This window comes from Vitiosangium sp. GDMCC 1.1324, from assembly GCF_003044305.1.
Lineage (GTDB): Bacteria > Myxococcota > Myxococcia > Myxococcales > Myxococcaceae > Archangium.
The window spans coordinates 90,437-109,708 of the sequence record NZ_PZOX01000024.1; the positions used below are offsets into that span (position 1 = coordinate 90,437).

General features: G+C 69.6%; 12 protein-coding genes. 3 read left to right on the top strand and 9 right to left on the bottom strand.

Annotated elements, in window-relative coordinates; genetic code table 11:
- Positions 1-35: 35 nt before the first annotated feature.
- From DAT35_RS46230 to DAT35_RS46250, 5 genes are all read right to left on the bottom strand, one after another.
- A complete protein-coding gene (locus tag DAT35_RS46230; protein ID WP_108075748.1) occupies positions 36-2,099 on the bottom strand; it encodes a PilZ domain-containing protein in 2,064 nt (687 codons plus the stop codon).
- Between the two features lie 654 nt (positions 2,100-2,753).
- A complete protein-coding gene (locus DAT35_RS46235) occupies positions 2,754-3,383 on the bottom strand; it encodes an ankyrin repeat domain-containing protein (RefSeq protein WP_108075749.1) in 630 nt (209 codons plus the stop codon).
- 3 nt (positions 3,384-3,386) lie between these two features.
- Entirely contained in the window at positions 3,387-4,172 is a 786-nt protein-coding gene (locus DAT35_RS46240; RefSeq protein WP_146210152.1) for a hypothetical protein, read from the bottom strand.
- 441 nt (positions 4,173-4,613) lie between these two features.
- On the bottom strand, positions 4,614-5,048 hold the full coding sequence (locus DAT35_RS46245; protein WP_108075751.1) for a GFA family protein: 435 nt from the start codon (positions 5,046-5,048) through the stop codon (positions 4,614-4,616).
- A 68-nt stretch (positions 5,049-5,116) separates the two neighbouring features.
- Positions 5,117-5,683: a hypothetical protein gene (locus DAT35_RS46250; RefSeq protein ID WP_108075752.1), complete on the bottom strand. Its 567-nt coding sequence runs from the start codon at positions 5,681-5,683 to the stop codon at positions 5,117-5,119.
- A 96-nt stretch (positions 5,684-5,779) separates the two neighbouring features.
- On the opposite strand from DAT35_RS46250, the gene DAT35_RS46255 reads away from it, so the two are divergent.
- The 3 genes from DAT35_RS46255 to DAT35_RS46265 all read left to right on the top strand — a co-directional run bounded on the left by DAT35_RS46255 (position 5,780) and on the right by DAT35_RS46265 (position 10,067).
- Entirely contained in the window at positions 5,780-8,668 is a 2,889-nt protein-coding gene (locus tag DAT35_RS46255) for a serine/threonine-protein kinase (RefSeq protein ID WP_108075753.1), read from the top strand.
- Between the two features lie 98 nt (positions 8,669-8,766).
- On the top strand, positions 8,767-9,468 hold the full coding sequence (locus DAT35_RS46260; RefSeq protein WP_158502157.1) for a head GIN domain-containing protein: 702 nt from the start codon (positions 8,767-8,769) through the stop codon (positions 9,466-9,468).
- 176 nt (positions 9,469-9,644) lie between these two features.
- The gene (locus DAT35_RS46265) at positions 9,645-10,067 is read left to right on the top strand and encodes a hypothetical protein (protein ID WP_108075755.1); all 423 of its coding nucleotides are present in this window, start codon (positions 9,645-9,647) and stop codon (positions 10,065-10,067) included.
- 53 nt (positions 10,068-10,120) lie between these two features.
- Here DAT35_RS46265 and DAT35_RS46270 read toward each other — a convergent pair whose 3' ends face one another.
- The 4 genes from DAT35_RS46270 to DAT35_RS46285 all read right to left on the bottom strand — a co-directional run bounded on the left by DAT35_RS46270 (position 10,121) and on the right by DAT35_RS46285 (position 19,196).
- Positions 10,121-11,584, bottom strand: a complete 1,464-nt coding sequence (locus tag DAT35_RS46270) for a mechanosensitive ion channel family protein (protein ID WP_108075756.1) — start codon at positions 11,582-11,584, stop codon at positions 10,121-10,123.
- Positions 11,585-11,686: 102 nt separating this feature from the next.
- Positions 11,687-13,294, bottom strand: a complete 1,608-nt coding sequence (locus DAT35_RS46275) for an ADYC domain-containing protein (RefSeq protein ID WP_146210153.1) — start codon at positions 13,292-13,294, stop codon at positions 11,687-11,689.
- Between the two features lie 158 nt (positions 13,295-13,452).
- Positions 13,453-15,165 (bottom strand): ADYC domain-containing protein, encoded by a 1,713-nt coding sequence (locus DAT35_RS46280; RefSeq protein ID WP_146210154.1) that lies wholly within the window; start codon positions 15,163-15,165, stop codon positions 13,453-13,455.
- A gap of 119 nt (positions 15,166-15,284) precedes the next feature.
- Positions 15,285-19,196 (bottom strand): SUMF1/EgtB/PvdO family nonheme iron enzyme, encoded by a 3,912-nt coding sequence (locus DAT35_RS46285; RefSeq protein WP_108075759.1) that lies wholly within the window; start codon positions 19,194-19,196, stop codon positions 15,285-15,287.
- Positions 19,197-19,272 lie beyond the last annotated feature (76 nt).

Consider the following 19,272-nt stretch of genomic DNA (forward strand, 5'->3'; position numbering starts at 1 on the left):
ATGGCCGCCTGCCACGCCTCCCCCCAGCTCGAGGCTCACGGGTCTCCGCGAGGCGTCGTCGCTTCGTGGAGGTGCTCGATGAAGTCCGGGAGGAGCTGCGCGGAGAGAATCCAGATGCGACCCTCCCCCAAATCCTTGAGCTGCGCGCGCTCCGTGTACCCCGTGTGCTCCGTCTCCACGTAGTGCACGAACACGTCCAGCCCGCGCGCCCGGTACCACGCCGCCGCTCCCGCCAGCAGCGCCAGCATCGCCTCCTGCGCCTGCGCCGAGGCCTCATCCACCAGTGGGACGATTCGCAGCCCGTCCAGCACGTGGAACAGGTTGAGCCCCGCGTGCGCCGTCTCGAGCACCCCCACCGCCAGCGCACGCCCGTCCTTGCGCGCCACCAGCACGTCCCGCTCCCGCGTCAGCTTCGCCTCGGCCCACTGGCGCTTGAGCTCGGCCAGGTCGAACCGCTCCGGCACCAGGTCCAACGCCTCCCGGTACGCCTCCGGCCGCGTCTGCTTCAGCCTCTCGAAGAGCGCCTGCTTCTCCTCGTACGTGGGCGCCCCCAGGCTGAAGCCCTCGGGCAGGCTCCACTCCCGCCGCGCGTCCGCCTCCATGAAGCGGAAGGGCACCATGCACGCCTGGCCCGTGTGCTGGTACCACTCGGCGAAGTCGAACGTGGTGAACTTCACCCACTTCACGTTCGCCTCGCAGTACGCCAGGAACCACTTCAGCTCCGGGTCCATCTGCGCCGGCTCGAAGCCCCGCAGATAGATGTCCCGCAGGGCGTCCCGCGCCGTGCTGCGGGACTTCTCATTGCGCGGCTGCTGGCGCGCCAGCTGGTGCCCCAGCCAGCTCCCCGAGTACGGCTTGAGCCATGACAGGCTCGCCTCCACCGTCTCCCCTCCCGGCATCGGCCTCACCACCCGGTAGCCCAGCCGCGGGTGACCCTCCAGCCGCTCGTGGGCTTCCCGGTACTCGGCCTGCATGCGCTCAAAGTCCGCCGGCGTCTTCCCCGACAGCCGGAAGTACCCCGAGCGCTCGAAGAGCTCCCACGTGCCCCGGTTCCACTCCCCGCTCACCCGCGTGTTCGGATGGCTCTGCTCCTCCACCAGCCGCCGCCAGCGCGCACCCTCCTGCTCGTCCGCGGGCTCCACCCGCATGCCGCAGCGCCGGCCGAGCCCAGTGCCGGTGATGTTGCGCACCTCGGCCCGCAGCCTCACGGGCTCGCCTCCCGGCAGCGCCACCACCACCTCCGGCAGCATCAGCCCCGGGTAGAGCAGGTCCGCTCCCGGCTCCGTGGAGAAGGACAGGCCCTCGTAGGAGATGTCCATCAGCTCCCGCTCCACCCGCACCTGGGGCCAGAGCGGATGAGCGAAGCGCACCGCGCACCCACCCCACGCCGACGCCCGCCGCAACTTGCGGTGGCGGTAGCGCATCACCTCGCGCGGCAGCGACACGCTCCACAGCCCGTCCTCGTACACGGCGTGCTCCACCAGGAAGTGCAGCACCGAGCTGTAACCGAACACCTCCACCGCGAAGGGCCCCGAGGGCAGCACCCCGCTGGCCTCCCACGACACCCTCCCGTCGTACTTGTCATACAGCGCCGCCGTGAGCTCCACATCCCCCGAGCTCGCGCGCGCCATGCCCTGGCACCGCCGGGCCGTCAGCGCCTCGAAGATGCGGCCGATGCGATCCGCCCGCGTCAGCCGCTCCTTCCAGATGGGGCTCGCGCGCGGCGTCTCCAGCTGGCCCTTGTCGCGCCACCCCTCCAGCATGGAGACGATGTGCCGCCCCTGATCCAGCGCCGGCGCCACGAAGCGCAGGCTCAGCTCCGGCGGCGCCTCCGGCCCCGGCACGTGCACATTCATCACCTCGGCCTTCAACGACGTCCGCTCCGCTCCCAGGCCCAGCACCACGTTGGCCGTCTGCCCCGGCCGCAGCGCCGTCGGCCTCGACAGGCTCAGCGTCAGGTGCTCCGGCGACAGCTGCACCAGTCTCCCCGCCGAGGACAGCTCACCCTCCACCGCCGCCACCGCCAGCAGTCCGGGCCCCATCCGGTAGCCCAGGACGCTCTCTCGGGCCCGCATGCGCTCCACCTTGTCCCTCGCCATGGGAACTCCGTTTGTCTTGGAGAGCCTAATTACTGGAGCATTGAAGGTTTTCGGTTCCACCGTTGTATTGGCCACCTGGATGGGATTTCGATTCCGCCAATGTGGACACACGCCTCAGGGGTTGCAGCCGCACTGGGGGGTGGGATCGGTGGAAGCGTTGCGGACCAACCCCGCCTCCGGGACGCGATGAGCAGTGAACACCTGCGGTGTCTACCCGGTAGGGATTGCAAACAGTCCCTGCCGTACACAGGGCGCGGGAAGTCCGCCTCTCCTGGCGTCTTCTAGCGATTCTCGAGAATGAGACAGAAGCAGCGGACCTGTCTGGCTTCACGCGCACGCGGAGGCGAGGCTTCCCATGACGGACATGTAGGTGGAATCCGCTGGGGTTGTGCTCTCACGCGAAAATCACGCCGCTGGTTTTCATGGTGGAGCGACCCGCGCTGGAAGCCGGGTTTCCCTGGCTGGCCGGGTCGAAGCAGTCCGCCAGGGCTCGAGGAGCGCGGCCAGGGTCCCATTGCCGACAGAGCGCCCGGAAGGAGCACCTCTCCAGGCTTCAGAACCGGTGAGGGGTCACCCTCGGCAGCGTGAACCCCGCTCCGGGGGTCGTACCCATTGGGCGGCACCTCCGTGAGCCGGAGGCGCGCGCCCTCCATCCTACGGGTTGCGACCCTTCGCTCCTCCCAGCAGCTCGAACGCGGCGTCCCATGTCTGGGAATCGGATTCATCACGCGGCGGCAGGCGGTCGCGGGTGGGCTGGCGGTTATCGTCCGGGGCATCTGGATCCGCGCCCGCGTCGAGAAGCAGTCTCATCATCGGAATGTCCAGCCGCGATATCGCAATACCGAGCGCGGTGCATCCGGTCAACCCGCCCCAGTCGTTGATCGTCCGGGTGGCCCCCGCGCTCAGCAGGAGAGAAGCCATTCCCACATTGCCCACCTCCGCGCACGCCCGCAGCGGCGTGTCCCCTTCACTGCTGCGCACGTTGGGCTCGGCCCCCGCCTTCAGGAGCACTTCGACTGCCGCCAACTGGTTTTCGCAGACCGCCTCCAACAAGGGGGTCCTGTCCCGCTCGGCATCCCATGCGTTGACGTCCGCGCCGTGCTCAAGGAGCGCCCGGAGCACATCGAGTTCGCCTCCATCGTCGAGTGCGTGGATGGCCACCTGCAGCGGAAGCAACCCCGGCCACTCCTGCTGCGGCTCGTTCGGATCGGCTCCCCCGGCCAGCAGCGCCTTGACCCGGGCTGTATCGTGCTGCTCGATCGCCGCGAAGAGTTCTTTCGACATGGCTCACAGCTCCGCCATCGGATGACCCGGGGCGCAATTCTGCTTTTCGAGCTTCTCGGTATTCTCGATGCCCTGTTCGAGTTCGGCCATTGTTATATCGTGGCCTGGATCGGGCTTGCCTCCAAAGCACTCGTTCTCAATCTCCCACCGCTTCTCCAGAACTCTCTTCATCGCTTCAAGACGCAGCCGGATCCTGGAGCACGGCACCTTGTCCAGCTTCTCTTTGTTCTTCGATCTGGGCGCCTTCGGATTGAAGGGGGGGATTGACGCGCTGAGCTTATCCTTCTCCGCCTGAAGCTCGTCGAGCCGGCTGTTCTTGCAGGTCTGCTCCGCGTGGCGGGGGACCCGGTCGTACTCCTCCACGCTGGTGTAGTTCCTACCCGTCGCCGGATTGGTCTTTTTCCGCCAATGGGTGGGAGCAGTGACCGCCGCAACCGGGTCCGAATCAACGTCCGGCACGACCTCCTCTGATTCCTGACGCTCAAATTCATCCATGAGCCACCGCGACTCCTCCGCTACATCCAGCAGCCGCGCCTCGTACTCCCGCTGAGCGTCAACCCACTCCGGGCGGCGGTCGATCTCCGCTGAGGCGGTACTGGAGGGATAGAGCAAGACGAGGATCGCAAGCAACGTGCCCACACGGGGGAGCGTTTCAGCGACCGTCCTGGCGCGTCCAGCCTGCACGAACCCCTCCGCCCCCCTCGACACCTCGGCAGATTGCCCGCTCGTCTTCGCGGCTCTGGAGAAGCGCTCAAAAGCTCGTTCCGCCGCGGTGAGCTTGCCGTCCAACGCTTCCCATTGACGCGGCTCCAGGTCCGTGCGCGCTCGAAAGAGCAGTGCCCTGGCCTGCTCCAGGTCCGCCTTTCCAATCCGCGACTGCTGCCGCGGGTCCATCTGCCCGGACACGAGCTGGATGCGCGAGTGCGAGGGATGAGTCGGGACGAAGGCGTCGGGCCGTAACCTCGACGGCGGGGCGGGTGCGCTCGCGCAGGCGGAGACAACGAGCAGAAGTGCAAGGCACGCTCGGAAACACATGGATACATCCTCCAACCTGTTCAGGACCTGGAGGGTCCTGGTGAGGCTGTTCGGAGCATGCGAGCGTAATCTGATAGTGCCGGTTCCCAGAGCGCGGAACCTCGCGCGGGAGGGCACCTGCAGCGCGAGGCTTGGGTCCCGGTGTCCGGGACGATTGGTTGTGTGCCGTTACAACAACGAGTTGGCGGCCGAGCTTCAGGCCCGGGCCGGCCAGGGCTGACTGCGCGGGCCCGCGCCCCAGTTGTCGTGGCGGCCGTCCCAGTACTGGAACGTGAGCGTGGTGAGGTCCACGTCGTCGAGGCAGTTGACGTAGATGGAGCGGAAGTCACCGCCGAGTATCTCGACATACCCCCCTCCGAAGCACTGGATGCCGCAGCGCTTGCAGAAGGAACGGCTGTTCTGGCTGTTCCCCACCCGGTACTCGCTCACGTGCTCCGCGCCCGACACGAGGCGGAAGGCGCTCGGCTTCACGTTGATCGACGAGGCCCCCACCTTCGTGCAGATGGAGCAGTTGCACCGGCTCACCGGGCCGCTGAGGTCGAGCTCCGCCTCGAACCGCACGGCGCCACAGTGGCAGCCTCCGGCGTACTTCTTCAGGTGGGGGTTGTTCTTCTGGGCGGTCGCGCTCATGACGTTGTTCTCCGGGGTGAAGTGAATCGACTCCGCGCGTTCTAGGCACCGCCCGTGACAGGGGTATGTCAGGTTTCTTCCGGGTGCCCCGCCGCCCGGGCCGTCCGCAAAAGCCCGGTCAGGGCGATCCGCGCCTTTTCCCTCTCCGCCTTGTCGTCCTCCTTCAGTCCCTGCTGGTACAGCCAGGCCGTCACCATGGCCCCGGCCGCGGCCTTCCCCCGGGCCCAGGGCTCGGTCTCGGCATCCATTTCACCCGTCGTCACGGCGGCCCACACCTCGCACAGGTGGCTGGCGGCGTCCGCGAACGCCGCGGCCGCGGGCTTCCTCGCCAGAATCCACTCGTTGCGAAGGTCCCCCAGCTTGCCCGCGACGATGTGGGCCTGCCGGGGGTGAGCGCCCGAGCGCGCCTGGGCGAAGAGCTCGGCGGCCGGTGCGGCGTCCTCGATGCGCGAGGCGCACAGCCGCAGCCACTCCGCGCACGTCCCGAAGGCCCTCTCGTCGGGAAACCGGGCCGTCAGCCACCCCAGGAGCGGGTAGAGGTGTTCGGCTCGCCGCCAGGCGTCCTCGGCGGATTCGAACTGGATTCCCGCCCCCTGGAACAGGGCGAGCATTCTCGTGCTGGGAGCGTCGGTCATGTAGGTGGAAACCCGGTAGGGTTGCGTTCCTACGCGAAAATCACGCCGTTGGCTTTCGCGTGGAAGCCGCCCGCCATATAAGCTGGGTTTCCTCGAATGGCTGGGTCGAAGCTCCCCCTCGCGCCGGATGATGTGCGCGGCAGGCAGATGGGTAGTTACGAGGTGCTCTGCCGCCTCAGCACTGGCGGGATGGCGGAAATCCTGCTCGCGACCCGGCGCGGCCTCGCCGGCTTCCACAAACCGGTGGTGCTCAAGAAGATCCTCCCGGACATCCAGGGCCAGGAGGAGTTCGTCCAGATGTTCCTGGACGAGGCGCGCGTCACGGCGGCCTTCAACCACCCGAACATCGCCCAGGTGTTCGACCTGGACGTGGCCAAGGACGAGCTCTTCCTCGCGATGGAGTTCGTGCCGGGCGCCACGCTGATAGAGGTGGCCCGCGCCTGCCGCGCCGCCAACGAGCCCATGCCCATGGGCTTCGGACTGGCCGCCGCGAGGGACACGGCGCTGGCGCTGCACTACGCGCACACCTTCACGGACGCGCTCGGCCAGCCCTCGCCCGTCATCCACCGGGACGTGGCCGAGAAGAACATCATGGTGACGTACGAGGGCGTCACCAAGCTGCTGGACTTCGGCATCGCGAAGAGTCTGGCGGGCGCCAGCCGCACGCAGGTGGGCATGGTGAAGGGCACCAGCGGGTACATGTCGCCGGAGCAGATTCTGGGCGAGCCGCTGGATGCGCGCAGTGACGTGTTCAGCCTGGGCGTGGTGCTGCACGAGTGCCTCACCGGCATGCGGCTCTTCCCGGGCAAGGCGCCCGCGGTGGTGGTGAACGCGGTGCTGCGCGGCCCCATCCCCGAGCCCTCGCGCGTCAACAAGGCGATTCCCCCCGAGCTGGACGCCATCGTGCTCAAGGCGCTGGCGCGCAAGCGCGTGGACCGGTACGCCACCGCGCTGGAGTTCGCCCGGGAGCTGGAGCGCACCGTGGGCCCGCTCATCTGGCTGCCCGAGCAGAGCGGAGAGCTGATACGGCGCCTCTTCGCCGAGCGGCGTGAGCAGACGCGCCAGCTGCTGGCCAGCGGCAGGGCCACCACGGGCGAGGTGAAGCTCGCCCAGCTCTTCTCGGACAAGGACGCGCCGGCCACCACGCCCCCTCCCGCGCCCACCCCGCCGCCTCCGCCGGGCGTGGCCGCTCCGAGGACGGCTCCACCGGTGGCTCCGTCCCCGCGCCTGCCCACCATCTCCGCGCCCAACTTCCAGGTGCCCGGCCCGGCCCCGCTCTCCGATCAGACGGACATCGTCTCGTACTCCGTGGTGACCCGGCCTCCGGCGGCGCTCTCGGGAGAGAGCCGGCCCGTGCCGCCTCCTCCGGCCATGGCCATGCCTCCGCCTCCCCCCGAGGACACGAGCGTGCAGCGGCCAGTGCAGGCCACGGCTCGCGCCCGCACGCGGAGCACTTCCGAGCTGCCCACGACGCCCGCCTCGCCCGCGCTGGAGTCACCCCGGGCCCCCGTCCGCCCTCCGCCGCCTCCTCCTCCGGAGCCCACGCGGACCGCGCCGCCCGAGCCGGCTCCCCCCCGCGCTCGCAGCCTGGGCCGCTCCGAGGCCCTGCCCTCGGTGTCGTCCCCGGCACGGGAGCCGGAGGTGCCCGAGAAGACAGCCATCATCCGGCCCCCGCGCACCACTCCCACCGGCGAGCAGCCCGTCACCTCGGACTCCACCGTTCCCCGGTACAACCCCTCGCGCCCCGCGCGCCGGCCGTCCCTGTCCCACCTGGACGCCGTCACCACGCCCGCCCGTGCGCTCGAGCTGCCTTCCGCTCCTCCCGCTCCCGCGGCGCCGCCCCCGCCGGGTCCCATCGAGGAGGAGGGCCCCACCATCCCCCTCATGCGCTCGCCCCTGGCCCGGCCGCGCCAGGTGGAGCCCGAGGATGACGGGCCGGAGTTCCCCACCGTCCCCTTTCTCAAGCACCCCTCCGCGCCCGGGAACGAACCCGCGGAAGAGGAGGAGCTCACCTCGCCCAATCGCCCGAGGCCCGTGGTCCGCCCGGCGATTCCGCGAGAGCCCGAGGAGGAGCTCACCGCCTCCGGCAACCCACCGCCCGAGCCCGCCCGGACGCGGCGGGGTGGGATGTGGGCCGTGCTGTTCCTCCTGCTCGTCCTGGGCGGGGCCTCCGTCCTGGTCGTGCTGAGGCTGGATGGGGGCCTTCTGTCCTCGCGGCTGTTTCCTCCCCCACCCGAGGCCCCGGCAGCGCGGGAAGACTCCTCCGCCAAGGCATCGCCAGCACCGGCACCACCGGCCGGGTCAGCATCGGCCCAGACACCACCGGCCCAGATACCACCTGCCCAGACACCACCGGCCCAGATACCACCTGCCGGGGCAGCATCGGCCGGGGCCCCACCCGCCGAGGCACAGCAGGCACAGACACAGGCACAGCAGGCACAGGCACAACCGGCGGTGGCACCACCGGCCGAGGCACAGCAGGCACAGACACAGGCACAGCAGGCACAAGCCCCCGAGGCCGTTCCTGTGCCTCCCCAGGCTGCCCCGCCCAAGGACGAGGCACCCGCGGCCCAGGCCAGTGCCTCGGATTCCTCGCAGCCGGCCAAGCGCGGCAAGGTGACGGCGGGCCCCCGCCGCAAGCGGGGTGCGAGCGCTCCCACGGAGGTGGAGGCCTCTCCCGAGCAGGTGACGGACGCCAACGAGGCGGACCGGGCCTGGCAGGCGCTGGAGCGTGAGCGCGCGGGCACGGCCGAGGCCCCTGGAGAGAACGGCTCCCTGACGCTCGCCACGGACCAGTACGCCAAGGTGTATCTGGGCAGCCGCCTGCTCGGAGAGACACCGCTCTTCCGGGTGTCCCTCCCCTCGGGCAAGCACACCCTGCGGCTGGTCGGCCCTGACGGCAAACCCTTGAAACTCCTGGTGGAAATCAAGTCGGGAGAGATCACCTCCATCCGCGTGCCCCTCGCCAAGCTCGCCCGGGAGTGAGCGGCCCGGCCGCCGGGCCTGCAATGGCCCTGGCAGCGGTGCGTACCCTCGGACGACACGAGGCCCCACGGCGCCTCTCCCTTCCCGAGGTCCACGAGATGATGCTCCGCACCCTGATTGTCCCTGTCGCCCTGCTGGTATCCGCTCCCGTCCTCGCCCAGGACGCCGCCAAGGGCGGGCAGGTCGACGTCCCCGACTTCCACGGCGTGGCGGTGAGCCACGGCATCCACGCCGAGGTGAAGCCGGGCCCCAAGTCGGTACGCCTGGAGGGCGACAAGGACGACCTGGCCCGGGTGCGGCTCGAGGTGAAGGACGGCGTGCTGACGACGCAGGTGCAGAAGAGCCCGAAGCTCTTCTCCTGGGGGGGCACGAGCAACGTCCGCCTCTACGTCACCAGCCCTCGCGTGGAGAGCGTGGCGGCCAGCGGCGGTGCCCACGTCGAGGCGGAGGCTACCCGCTCGGACACCTTCGAGGTGGCGGCCAGCGGGGGCTCAGAGCTGAACATCCGTGGCGTGGACTCGAAAAAGCTTGAGGTGGCGGCCAGCGGGGGCTCCGAGCTCAAGCTCAAGGGCCGGACGGGGGAGCTGGAGATTGAAGGCAGCGGGGGCTCGGTCATCGAGGCCCGGAAGGTCCAGGCCGAGTCGCTCGAGGTCACCGCCAGCGGAGGCACCCGCGTCGAGGCCTCGCCCGAGCGCCGCATCTCGGGCGCCCTGTCCGGCGGCTCCACGGTCAAGGCCTCTACCCGCCCGCAGAGCGTTCAGGTGAACAGCTCCGGTGGTTCTGAGGTTCAGTACGAGTAGCACTTCAGGTACGTAGGGACTCGCGGAACGAGGTACCGGGGTGGAGGCATGGAGCCGGGGGGGTTCCGCGCCTCCACCCTTCTCGTTTCTGGTGGCCGTGGGCGCTGGCCGGACGTCGGCACATGGGTTGCTAAAGCCCTGACCGACACCTCAACGACTCAGAAAGGTCGGTCACCATGAACGCGCAGACGCTGAAGTGCCTCTCCCTCGTCGCTGTCGGTTTCGGTTTCGCGGTGGGCTGCGGAGGCTCGCCGGAGGACACGCTCCCGGGCGAGGACGCCACCGCCGCCGAGGGCACCGTGTCCGCCCAGGCCTGCCCCATCGACGGCTGCATCCCCGAGGAGAAGCCCGTCACGCTCAACCTCAAGTGCGTGCCGAACTACCCCTTCGTGGGACTGGAGATCACCAACACCTCCGCCACGACCGCCGTGCCCGCGGGCGCCACCATCAAGTACACGGCGAAGTACCTCTACCACTCGAGCGTCACGGGGACGGCCTCGTTCGCGCTCGCCAAGGGCCAGACCAAGACCGTGTGGGTGGACATCCTCAACGGGGATGACCCCGTGAGCTGCACCGCCACGGCCACCTGGTACCTGTAGTCCTCCGGGCCCGAGTCCTCCCGGAGCCCCCGGGAGGACCGGACCCCGCGGCGTCAGCTCAGCCGGAAGATGTTCTTGAGCCGGTCGAGGATGTGGTGCTCCTCGGAGATGGGCAGGCTCTCTCCCGACGCCGCCAGCACCGCGTTCAACTGCGTGCGCCGGTGCGCCAGCATCCCCGACAGCTTCGGCGCCAGCTCGGGGTGCTCGTCGAAGAGCCGGGCGAACACCGGCCGGTCCAGCTCCAGCAGCACCACGTCCGTGAGCGCCACCACCGTCGCCGCGCGCGGCTCGCCCGTCAGCAGCGACATCTCCCCGAAGTAGTTGCCTCGCGACAGCCTCGACACCTCCACACCGCCCGCGCACACCGACAGCTCGCCCCGGCCCACCAGGTAGAAGGTGTTGCCGTGCTGGCCCTGCTCGATGATGTGCTCGCCCCGCGCGAAGCGCTTGGGCACCATCTCCTTGCGCAGCCGCGCACGCTCCTCCTCCTTGAACACCTTGAAGAGGTCCACCCGCCGCAACATCTCGGCGACCACCTCCTCGGGGAAGTCGGGCGCCGGAGGACCGCCCGGCTGCGCCCTGCCCTTGGGATAGGGCAGCTCGATGCCCTCGCGCCGGAAGCCGTACCAGATGCGGGTGTACACCTCCTCCATCACCCAGTCGGCGTGCCCGAAGTCCTCCACGAAGTAGCGCACCTGGTAGCGGATGCCCGTCTCGTCGTAGCTCCACGCGCGGCAGATGGGCGAGGGCTCTCTCAGCATCAGCGGCACGTGCTGGAGCGCCTCGAGCACCACCGCCTTCACCTCGTTGGGCGCCCGGTCGTACGAGGCGTGGAAGTAGACATCCACCCCCACGGGCAGCCCGCCCCGCGAGTAGTTCTTCACCGCCTCCTTGGAGCAGACGTTGTTGGGAAGGGTGATGATTTCCTTGCGGCCCGTTTCAATCCGCGTGGCGCGCCAGGCAATCTGGACCACGCGCCCGGTGACGTCCCGGATGGTGACGTAGTCGCCCACCTGGTAGGGGCGCTCGAGCTGCAGGGACAGGCCGGCGAACAGGTTGCCCAGCGTGTCCTGCATCGCGAGACCGAGCACCACCGAGACGATGGCGGAGGTGGCCAGCAGGCTCGTGAGGTCGACGTCGAGCTGCGTCTTGAGGATGACGAGGACGGCGACGATGTAGAGCGAGACATCGAGCACGTCCCGGAGGATTTTCGGGATGGGGTTGCGCGAGCGCAGGCGCAGCAGGAGCAGGCCGAAGGACACGGTGGTGCGGATGGCACCGAAGGAGAAGGTGAGCATCCACGCCACGCGCAGCACCTGCCGCGCCTGGGGGTGCAGGAGCGCGCCGAGCTCCCCGTCCATCGCGCGCAGCACGAGGAACGCCACCAGGAAGCCGAGCGCCCCACCCAGGTCCTTGCGGAACTGCGAGTCCGAGCTCACCGCCCGCGCTCCCACGACGACGAGCGTGAGGACGGAACCCACCGTCAGGGCGAGATGACTCTCCGGAAAGGTCAGCACGGCGCGAGAGTGCTCGGCGCTACCGGGAGGGTCAAGGCACGGGGAGTCACGGGAGCGGACGGATTTTTTCGCCCGCTCCGCAATCAGGACGGTGGCCCATGGCTACTGCATCTGGGCGTAGTCGCTCAGCGCGGGCAGGTACCCCATCACTTCACGATGGGAGTAGCCCGGCATCCCATCGATGGACGTCGCGTACTCGTGATTGAGGTTCTCCCACAGGTGGAGCCTGGGTGCATTGGGAGCAACCACGGGAGGCTGCGAATCGGCGTAGACGTAACCCTCGAGAACTCTCTCCACGAAATTCGCGGGCACCCCCGTGCTGTCCACCCCTGTGATGAAACGCGTGAAGCCTTGCGCATCCTTGAAGCGGTAGCGCCACAGCTCGCGTGCGAACTTCAGGCCTGGAAATGATGTCGGCACATTCGGGCTGAGAATGGGGCCCTGGAAGCCGCGCCGGGCGTCTGGGGAATCATCCAACCAGTACTCACCCTCATCCGCCACGCCCACATTCGGATGGTACGCGCCCTTGGGATCGAGGTGCACCGACGCCGTGGTGATGAACTGCCCGGTCTGCGAATGCTTGAAACGGTAGAGCCCGGCATCGATGAACGTCGAGTACGAGAACAGCATCGCTCCACGACTCACGAGCTCCCCCGCGGAGGGCTGCTCGCAGAGGGACACGGTGCTCCCGTCGACGCGGGGATCCACCAGGTCCACGGGACAGCTGCCGTGGATGGGCAGGGTGGACCAGCGCTTCTTGCTCAGGCACAGCGCCCTGCCACGAACCGCGAGGCCCGAAACGCTGCCATCATTGAAATACTCGGGAGGCGCCGTCCACGCCGCCTCGAGGAAGAAGTTCTCGCTGGAGCCAAACGGACCATCCAGGACATGTCCGTTGTACTTGTCCCAGGACGGCGCGTCCGTCACCACGTCCTCTCTATTGAACATGACGATCGCCGTGCCATCGACGGTATTGGGAGCGACCTGACCGCAGTAGTCGGCGGAGGCCATGGCGGTACAGGCCGCATGGTAGCTGAAGGCCTCCTCGACCGTCAGGTCGGGCCCTGGCATCGAATCCCTGTTCACCCAGGGCGCATAGCCCCAATCGACACACTTGGCGGCCACTCCTCCAAAGAAGTACACGGGGGCGGACCTGCCATCGTCCCTCCGGATGGGCACGCAAGCGAAGGAGAACCAGTCCCTGTTGTTGTAGAAGAGCGCGGCACTCTTCTGGCTCCACAGGCCAGGGAGCGCCAGGGCCGGAGCGCCCTCCGGGCACAGCATCCCCTTCTCGGTCTCTGTACCCCACATCACCTGGTACTCCCAGACGGTGCTCGACTCGACGCCGCTATAGACGTTCTTGTGTTTCCTTGCCTGGGTGATGGAGAACGTCACGAGCTGACCCTGCACCGTCGCGGAGAAGGACACATCGGCGAATTTCTCGCCCGCCAGCTTCTCACCCCGCTGCACCCCCACGAGCTGTCCGTCCTCGATCCAGGCCGAGTCGAGCCGGCCGGCTCGGTTGTACGCACTGTTCTGCGGGATGCTGGCGCGCTCGAACCTGTCGCCCACGGTGCCGTGCAGGTGCGTTCCCTGCTGCCCCTGGTGGCCTTCATCACTCGGATCGGCCCGGCCGGTGCCCGCCCCGAGCATCAGCGCCGTGGAGAGCACAGCCCCCATCACCTTTCCCTGAGATCTCCTCGAGTCCATCGGTACCTTCCTCCGCGAGCATCCAAGGCTCGTCCCGGGAAATACCGTTTGCAAGCAGCTTGCCAGGATTCCATGACCCGGTGCCCGGAGGCTCGCGGGCAAGGCTTGCCGCCTACACGGCAAGAGTTGCCAGCAAGTCCTGCCCGCGGCCTCACCTGTCACGGCATGGCGGCGTAGTCGCTCAGGGCGGGCAGGTAGCCCATCAGGTCGCTCGCCACCTCGTTGAACCCCGCCGGCGGGTTCCCCGTGGTCGTCACGTAGCCGCCGGTGGACGTGTCGCTCCAGAGCTGGAGCGGCTGGAAGTTGCCACCCAGGCTCCCGCCGTAGACATAGCCCTCGAGGCTGGCGCATTGCTGGGGGCACACGGCCGCGCAGTCGTTGCCCGCCTCGGGCTCGTCGAGCGTCGAGCCACCGGGTCCGATCTCCACCTGCTCACCCTCCTGAGGCACGAGCGTGACGAAGGCTCCCGTGTCGCCGTTCTTGTAGCGCAGCAGCTTCCTCGCCCCCAGACGCACCACATCCGTGCACGACACCTTGGGGCTGAGGACGGGGCCCTCGAAGGCCGTGCCCGTCCAGGCCTCGGTCACAGTGTTCACATCCAGCTGGTATTGAGCCGCCTCCGCCTCCGAGAGGCCGGGCACGGCGGGGGAGTACGTGTGGATGTACGAGCCCTGCACGGCCTCGATGCCCACGTGCGCCGTGGTGAGGTATTGGTACGTGCCATCGCCGGTGGGCTTCCTGAAGCGGTAGAGCCCGGCATCGATATATTGCGAGTAGGAGAACAGCACCGCGCCACGGGCATTCAGCTCGGCCATGGACATGTCCTCGCAGTATCTCCCCACGGGAGGGACGTAGGTTAACGGGGGCAAGGGCAGACCCGTCCGGCGGGGATCCACCAGGGTGCTGGCGCACGAGCCCCCCAACGGCATGGTGGACCAGCGCTTCTTGGACAGGCACACCGCCCTGGCACGCATCGAGCGGAGATCGCTGTTCGTGGCGTCCAGTGCCCACGCCGCCTCGAAGAGGTACTTCCGGTCAGGCCCGAAGGGGCCAGGTGAGACGCGTGGGTCCTGCGACGGCGTGCCCGACGGCTGGGTTTGCACATTCTGCGCGTCGAACATGATGATCGGCGTGCCGTTGACGGTATTGGTCTTGCCCTCGCCGCAGTAGTCCGCGGTGGCCATGGTGACGCAGGCCGTGTGGTAGCTGCTCGCCTCGAGATCACTCGAGAACTTCCCCGTGTTCCAGGGCGAGTAACCCCAATCGACACACTTCGCGGCCACGCCTCCCCCGGTATACGTCCCGTCCGAGTTCTGGATGGGCAGACAAGCAAAGGAGAACACCGTGGTGCGGGAATGATTCTGGCCCTGATTCCAACCGCCGGGCAGCGCGAGCGCCCACCCGTTCGTGCCGCCAGGACACACATCACCGCTGGCCCTGCCCGACGACCACCGCACCTGGTACTGCCAGAGGGTCGTCGACCTGGCGTAGGGGGGATAGACGTTGGTGTGTTCCCGGGCCCGGACGATCTGATACGTCACCGGCTCCAGGCCCTTTTTGTACACGACGAAGCTCACCTGGGTGAAGTCGGCTCCAGCCAGCACCTTGCCCAGCAGCGGCGCCGGGACCTCCCCCAAGAGCTTTCCCTTGAGCTGTCCCCGGTCGAGGCTGGCCAGGAAGGGAACTTGCGTGGGCGTGGCAAGCAGCAGAGGGCGGTAGGCATACTGGGCCGAGTCCATCGGGATGTCGGCGTGCTCGAACCGGTCGTTCAGGGTGGCGTACACGCGCGTCCCCTGCTGCCCTTGGTGGCCTTCCTCGCTCAGCTCGGCCCGGCCGGTACCCGCTCCGAGCACGAGCACCGTGAAGAGCACGGCCCCCATCACTCCTGCCTGAGACTTCCTCGAGTCCATTCGTACCTCCCCGAGCGTCGATCGCTCATCCCGGGGATTCCCGGTTGCAAGCGGTCTGCCAGGAGGTTGGTCCTCGGAGCTCAGGGGTCGGCGGGGTCGGGCACGGGAGGATCGGCGCAGATGCGCAGGCCCACGAGCGGAGAGCGCTGCGAGGGCTCCCCATCCACGTGGTTGTTGACCCGGGCGCTGATGAAGTCCTGGTAGAAGCTGCCGCCCGAGTAGAAGGCGGCCTGGGGCTCGGCGGCCACATGGATCCACTCCCACGCGTTGCCGGAGAGATCGGCGATGCCAAAGGGGCTGTCGGAGGCGGGGTGGCTCCCCACCTCATCGGGGCCGAAGGCGAGTGCCTTCTGCCCATAGGCGCGGTCGAAGTTGGCGTCCCCGGGCTCGAGGCGGTCGCCCTGGGGATACAGGCGCGCGTCGGCACCCCGGCCGGCCCTCTCCCACTCGTGCATCTCGCACAGCCGCGCTCCGGGCAGACGGCCCGAACGGGAGAGCCACCCGGCATAGGCCCGGGCGTCGTCCTGGGAGATGCCCGTGACGGGGAAGCGCAGCCAGTCCTGCTCGATGTGCCGCTCGCGCTCGAGGTAGTGCACCCGCTCGCCCTCGCGGACGCGGTAGACGTGGGTCGGCGGTTGCAGGAAGAGCTGCCAGTGACCGTCCCGCAACTCGGTGAGCTCGACGGTCCCGAAGAAGTTGCCCACCCGGGGGCGGCGGAGCTCCCGCTCGGCGGGAGGCAGCGCGCGCAGGAACTCCAACCACTCGCCGTAGGTCACCTCGTGGCGGGCGATGAGGAAGCCCCCGGTGCGCACCGGGTGCATCGGCTGCAATCCGCCCAGGAGGTTGCGCCGCACCAGCTCGTCGTCGTTGCTGCCGAAGAGGAACCGGCCGGGAGGCACGTAGACGTAGCCCTCGGGCACGGTGGCAGGCAGGGGGACGCGCAGACGCACGTGCTCCCCGTGGGCGAGGAGGACGGGATAGAGGACGGGAGGGCGATCCGGCAGGCGGAGCACCAGACGGTAGGAGCCCGGCTCCAGCTCGAGGTCCGCTCGCGGGGTGCTCCCGAGCGGCCGGGGGGCGGAAGGCCGGCTGTACCTGCCCTCGTCGGTGTAGCGCTCCACGGAGAGGGTGGCTCCCGCTGGCAGGGTCTCGATGTCCAGACGGGCCGGTGCCTGGAGCCGGTGCTGATACTCACCCGTCTCGTCATACAGCTCGAGCTGGCGCAGCAGATCCCGTCGCAGGGCAACCTGGTGGTCGCGCTCGGCCAGCAGCAGGCGCTCGTAGAGGACACCGGACAGCAGGTACCGCGTGTCCGCGCGGCCCGGATCCTTCAGCAGCGCCTTCTCGAGCTCCTGGAGCGCCGGGGCGTAGCTGCGCTCTTGCAGCTCGGCGGTCTTCGCGAGGGCGCCAGCCCAGACCTCCTCTGCCTCCACCTTCCTTCGGGCATCGAAGGCGGCGAAGGCCTGGCGCCGCAACGCCTCGACGGCGGCACTGTCCCGAGGCGCCCCCTCCAGCAGGCGCCGCGCGTTCTCGAGGTGCTGGTCCACCTCGCGCGCTGTCTCGAGGCGCAGCAACAGCAGGTTGCCCCCGTAGGTGAGCGCCAGGGCGAGCGGCAGCGCCACGAGGGCGCCCAGGCGCACCAGACGGCCCCTGCGTACGGCGCGGCGCGAGGCGGCAAGGAAGGCAGCTTCCCGAGGCGCCAGCTCGCCCGGAGAGAGCGACTCCACCTCCGCCAGCGGCCGCGCGCCCCAGAGCGCATCCGCCGGACGGCCCTGCCGCTGCCACTCCGCCGCCGCCCGCTCCAGGCGCTGGTGAGCCGCCCGCCGCTCGGCATCACCCGTCAGCCAGCTCCGCAGCTGCTCCCACCCGGTGAGCAGCGCCTCGTGGGCCACCTCGTAGGTGGCCTCGCCGTGGTCCTCGCGCGCCACCAGCAGACGCCCTCGCACCAGCGCCTCCAGGACCACCCGCTTCTGCTCCGCCCCGTCCCCGGCCAGCAACTCCGAGGCCGTACGCCGCGCCCGTGTGCCCTCGGCGGTGACGAGCCGCGGCAGCAGGTGGCGGGCCGCGAGCCTCTCGGCTGGCATCAACCGGGCGAGGACCCCGTCGGCATGGCGGGCCAGTGCCCCCGCGACGCCACCGAGCACCTCCAGGGCCGCCGCGGGAATGAGGTGCCGCCCCGCGTCTCGTGCCTCCCACAGCTCGGCCAGGGCGAACTGGAGCAGCGGCAGCGCTCCCTCCGCGCGCCCTGCCTCCACCAGCGCGTCCACCAGCGCCTCCGACTCGAAGCCCACGCCCCGGGCCCGCGCCGGCGCGACGATGGCCTCGCGCAGCCCCGCCTCCGACAACGGCCTCAGCAGGTACAGGGCCCCGGAGAGCACCTCACCCAGGCCGGGCAGGGCCGCCAGCCGGGTGAGGAAGTCGCCGCGCGCGGTGGCCAGGAGCTTCACGCCGGGCACTCCCTCCGCCAGTGCCCCGAGTGACTCGGCGACGAGGGCCGCCTCCTCTGGCACGGCCAGGGTGAGGAGCTCCTCGAGTTGATCCACGAAGAGGAGCGTCCCGCTGGCGCTGGAGTGGGCCCGCAGCAGCCGTCCCAGCTCGCGAGGCCGGGCGCACAGCTCCTCGGCCGCGCGCGCCTCGTCCAGGCCCGGCAACGCGGCCAGCGCATGGGCCAGCGCCGCCAGCGGGTGCCGCCCCGGCACCAACGGCACCACCGTCCAACCACCCCCGAGCGCCCCCTCGGCGATGCGCGGCAGCAGGCCGGCCCGGCACAGCGAGGACTTGCCCACGCCCGAGTCGCCCGCCACCAGCACGAAGGGCTCGGCGCGCAAGCGGTCGAGCAGGGCGCTCACCTCCGCTCCCCGGCCGAAGAAGGCGCCGCGCTCCTCGGCGGAGAAGGCATGCAGCCCCGGGTAGGGCCGCTCCGTCACCGCCCATTCACCGTGTCCGCTCTCGCGCAGCGTCTCCAGCGCCTCGCGCAGCGCCTCCGCGGAGCCGAAGCGGTGCGCTGGCTCGGGCTCGAGGCACCGGTCGATGATGGCGGCCAGGCGTGGGTCGAGGCCGGGCACTTCCGAGGCCACCGCGGGGGCACGCTCGCTCAGGACGGCCTGTTTGAGCGCGCTCAGCTCCCGGGCCTGGTGCGGAGCGTGGCCCGTGCACAACACGTAGAGGACACTCCCGAGCGAGTACACGTCACTGCGGGGCGAGGCCGGCTCGCCGCGCCAGATCTCCGGCGCCATGTACCGGGGCGTGCCCACCCAGGCGCCGGGGGCCGTCAGGGAGCCCATGAGCTGCCCCGCCTCGGCTTCCGGCGGCTCCTCCTCCACGGGCCGCCCCGGCCTCGACACCGTCGCCAACCCGTCCGCTTCTCCCGTGGGCGAGGCCTCCACCGCGAGCCGCCCTGGCCCCGACACCGTCGCGGCTCCGTCCTCCTCCGCCTGCTCTTCGCGCGAGGACACCTCGGGAGGCCGCGGCACCACCTCCCGGACGCCGTCGGAGGCGTCCAGCAGCTTGGCCAGCCCGAAGTCCAGCAGCTTCACCTCCCCGTCCTCGGTGAGCATGGCGTTGGCGGGCTTGATGTCCCGGTGAAGCACTCCCCGGCGGTGCGCCGCCGCCAGTCCCCGCGCCAGCCCGATGCCCAGGTCGAGCACCTTCTCCCACGAGGCGGGCCACGGCAGCTTGTCGAGGCTGCTGCCGCGAATGAACTCCGAGACCAGGTAGGGACGGCGCCGCACCTCGCCCGTGCGGTAGACGGCGACGATGTTGGGGTGCTGCAGCCTGGCGACGGCGCGCGCCTCGTTGCGGAAGCGCTCGCGCTGGCCCTCGTCCGGAGCGATGCCGGAGAGGAACTTCACGGCGACGAGTCTATCCAGCAGCGTGTCGCGGGCCAGATGCACCTGCCCCATGGCCCCCTGTCCCAGGGAGCGAATGAGGCGGTACTCCTCGAACGATGATGGTGGCTCCCACTCGGGAGCGGAGGCGCCCACGAGGGGCATTCTCCGTCGCTCCACCGCTCGCGGGCAATGATGGCTTTCTCCAGGGCCACCCGGGGGATGAACCCACGGGCCCTGG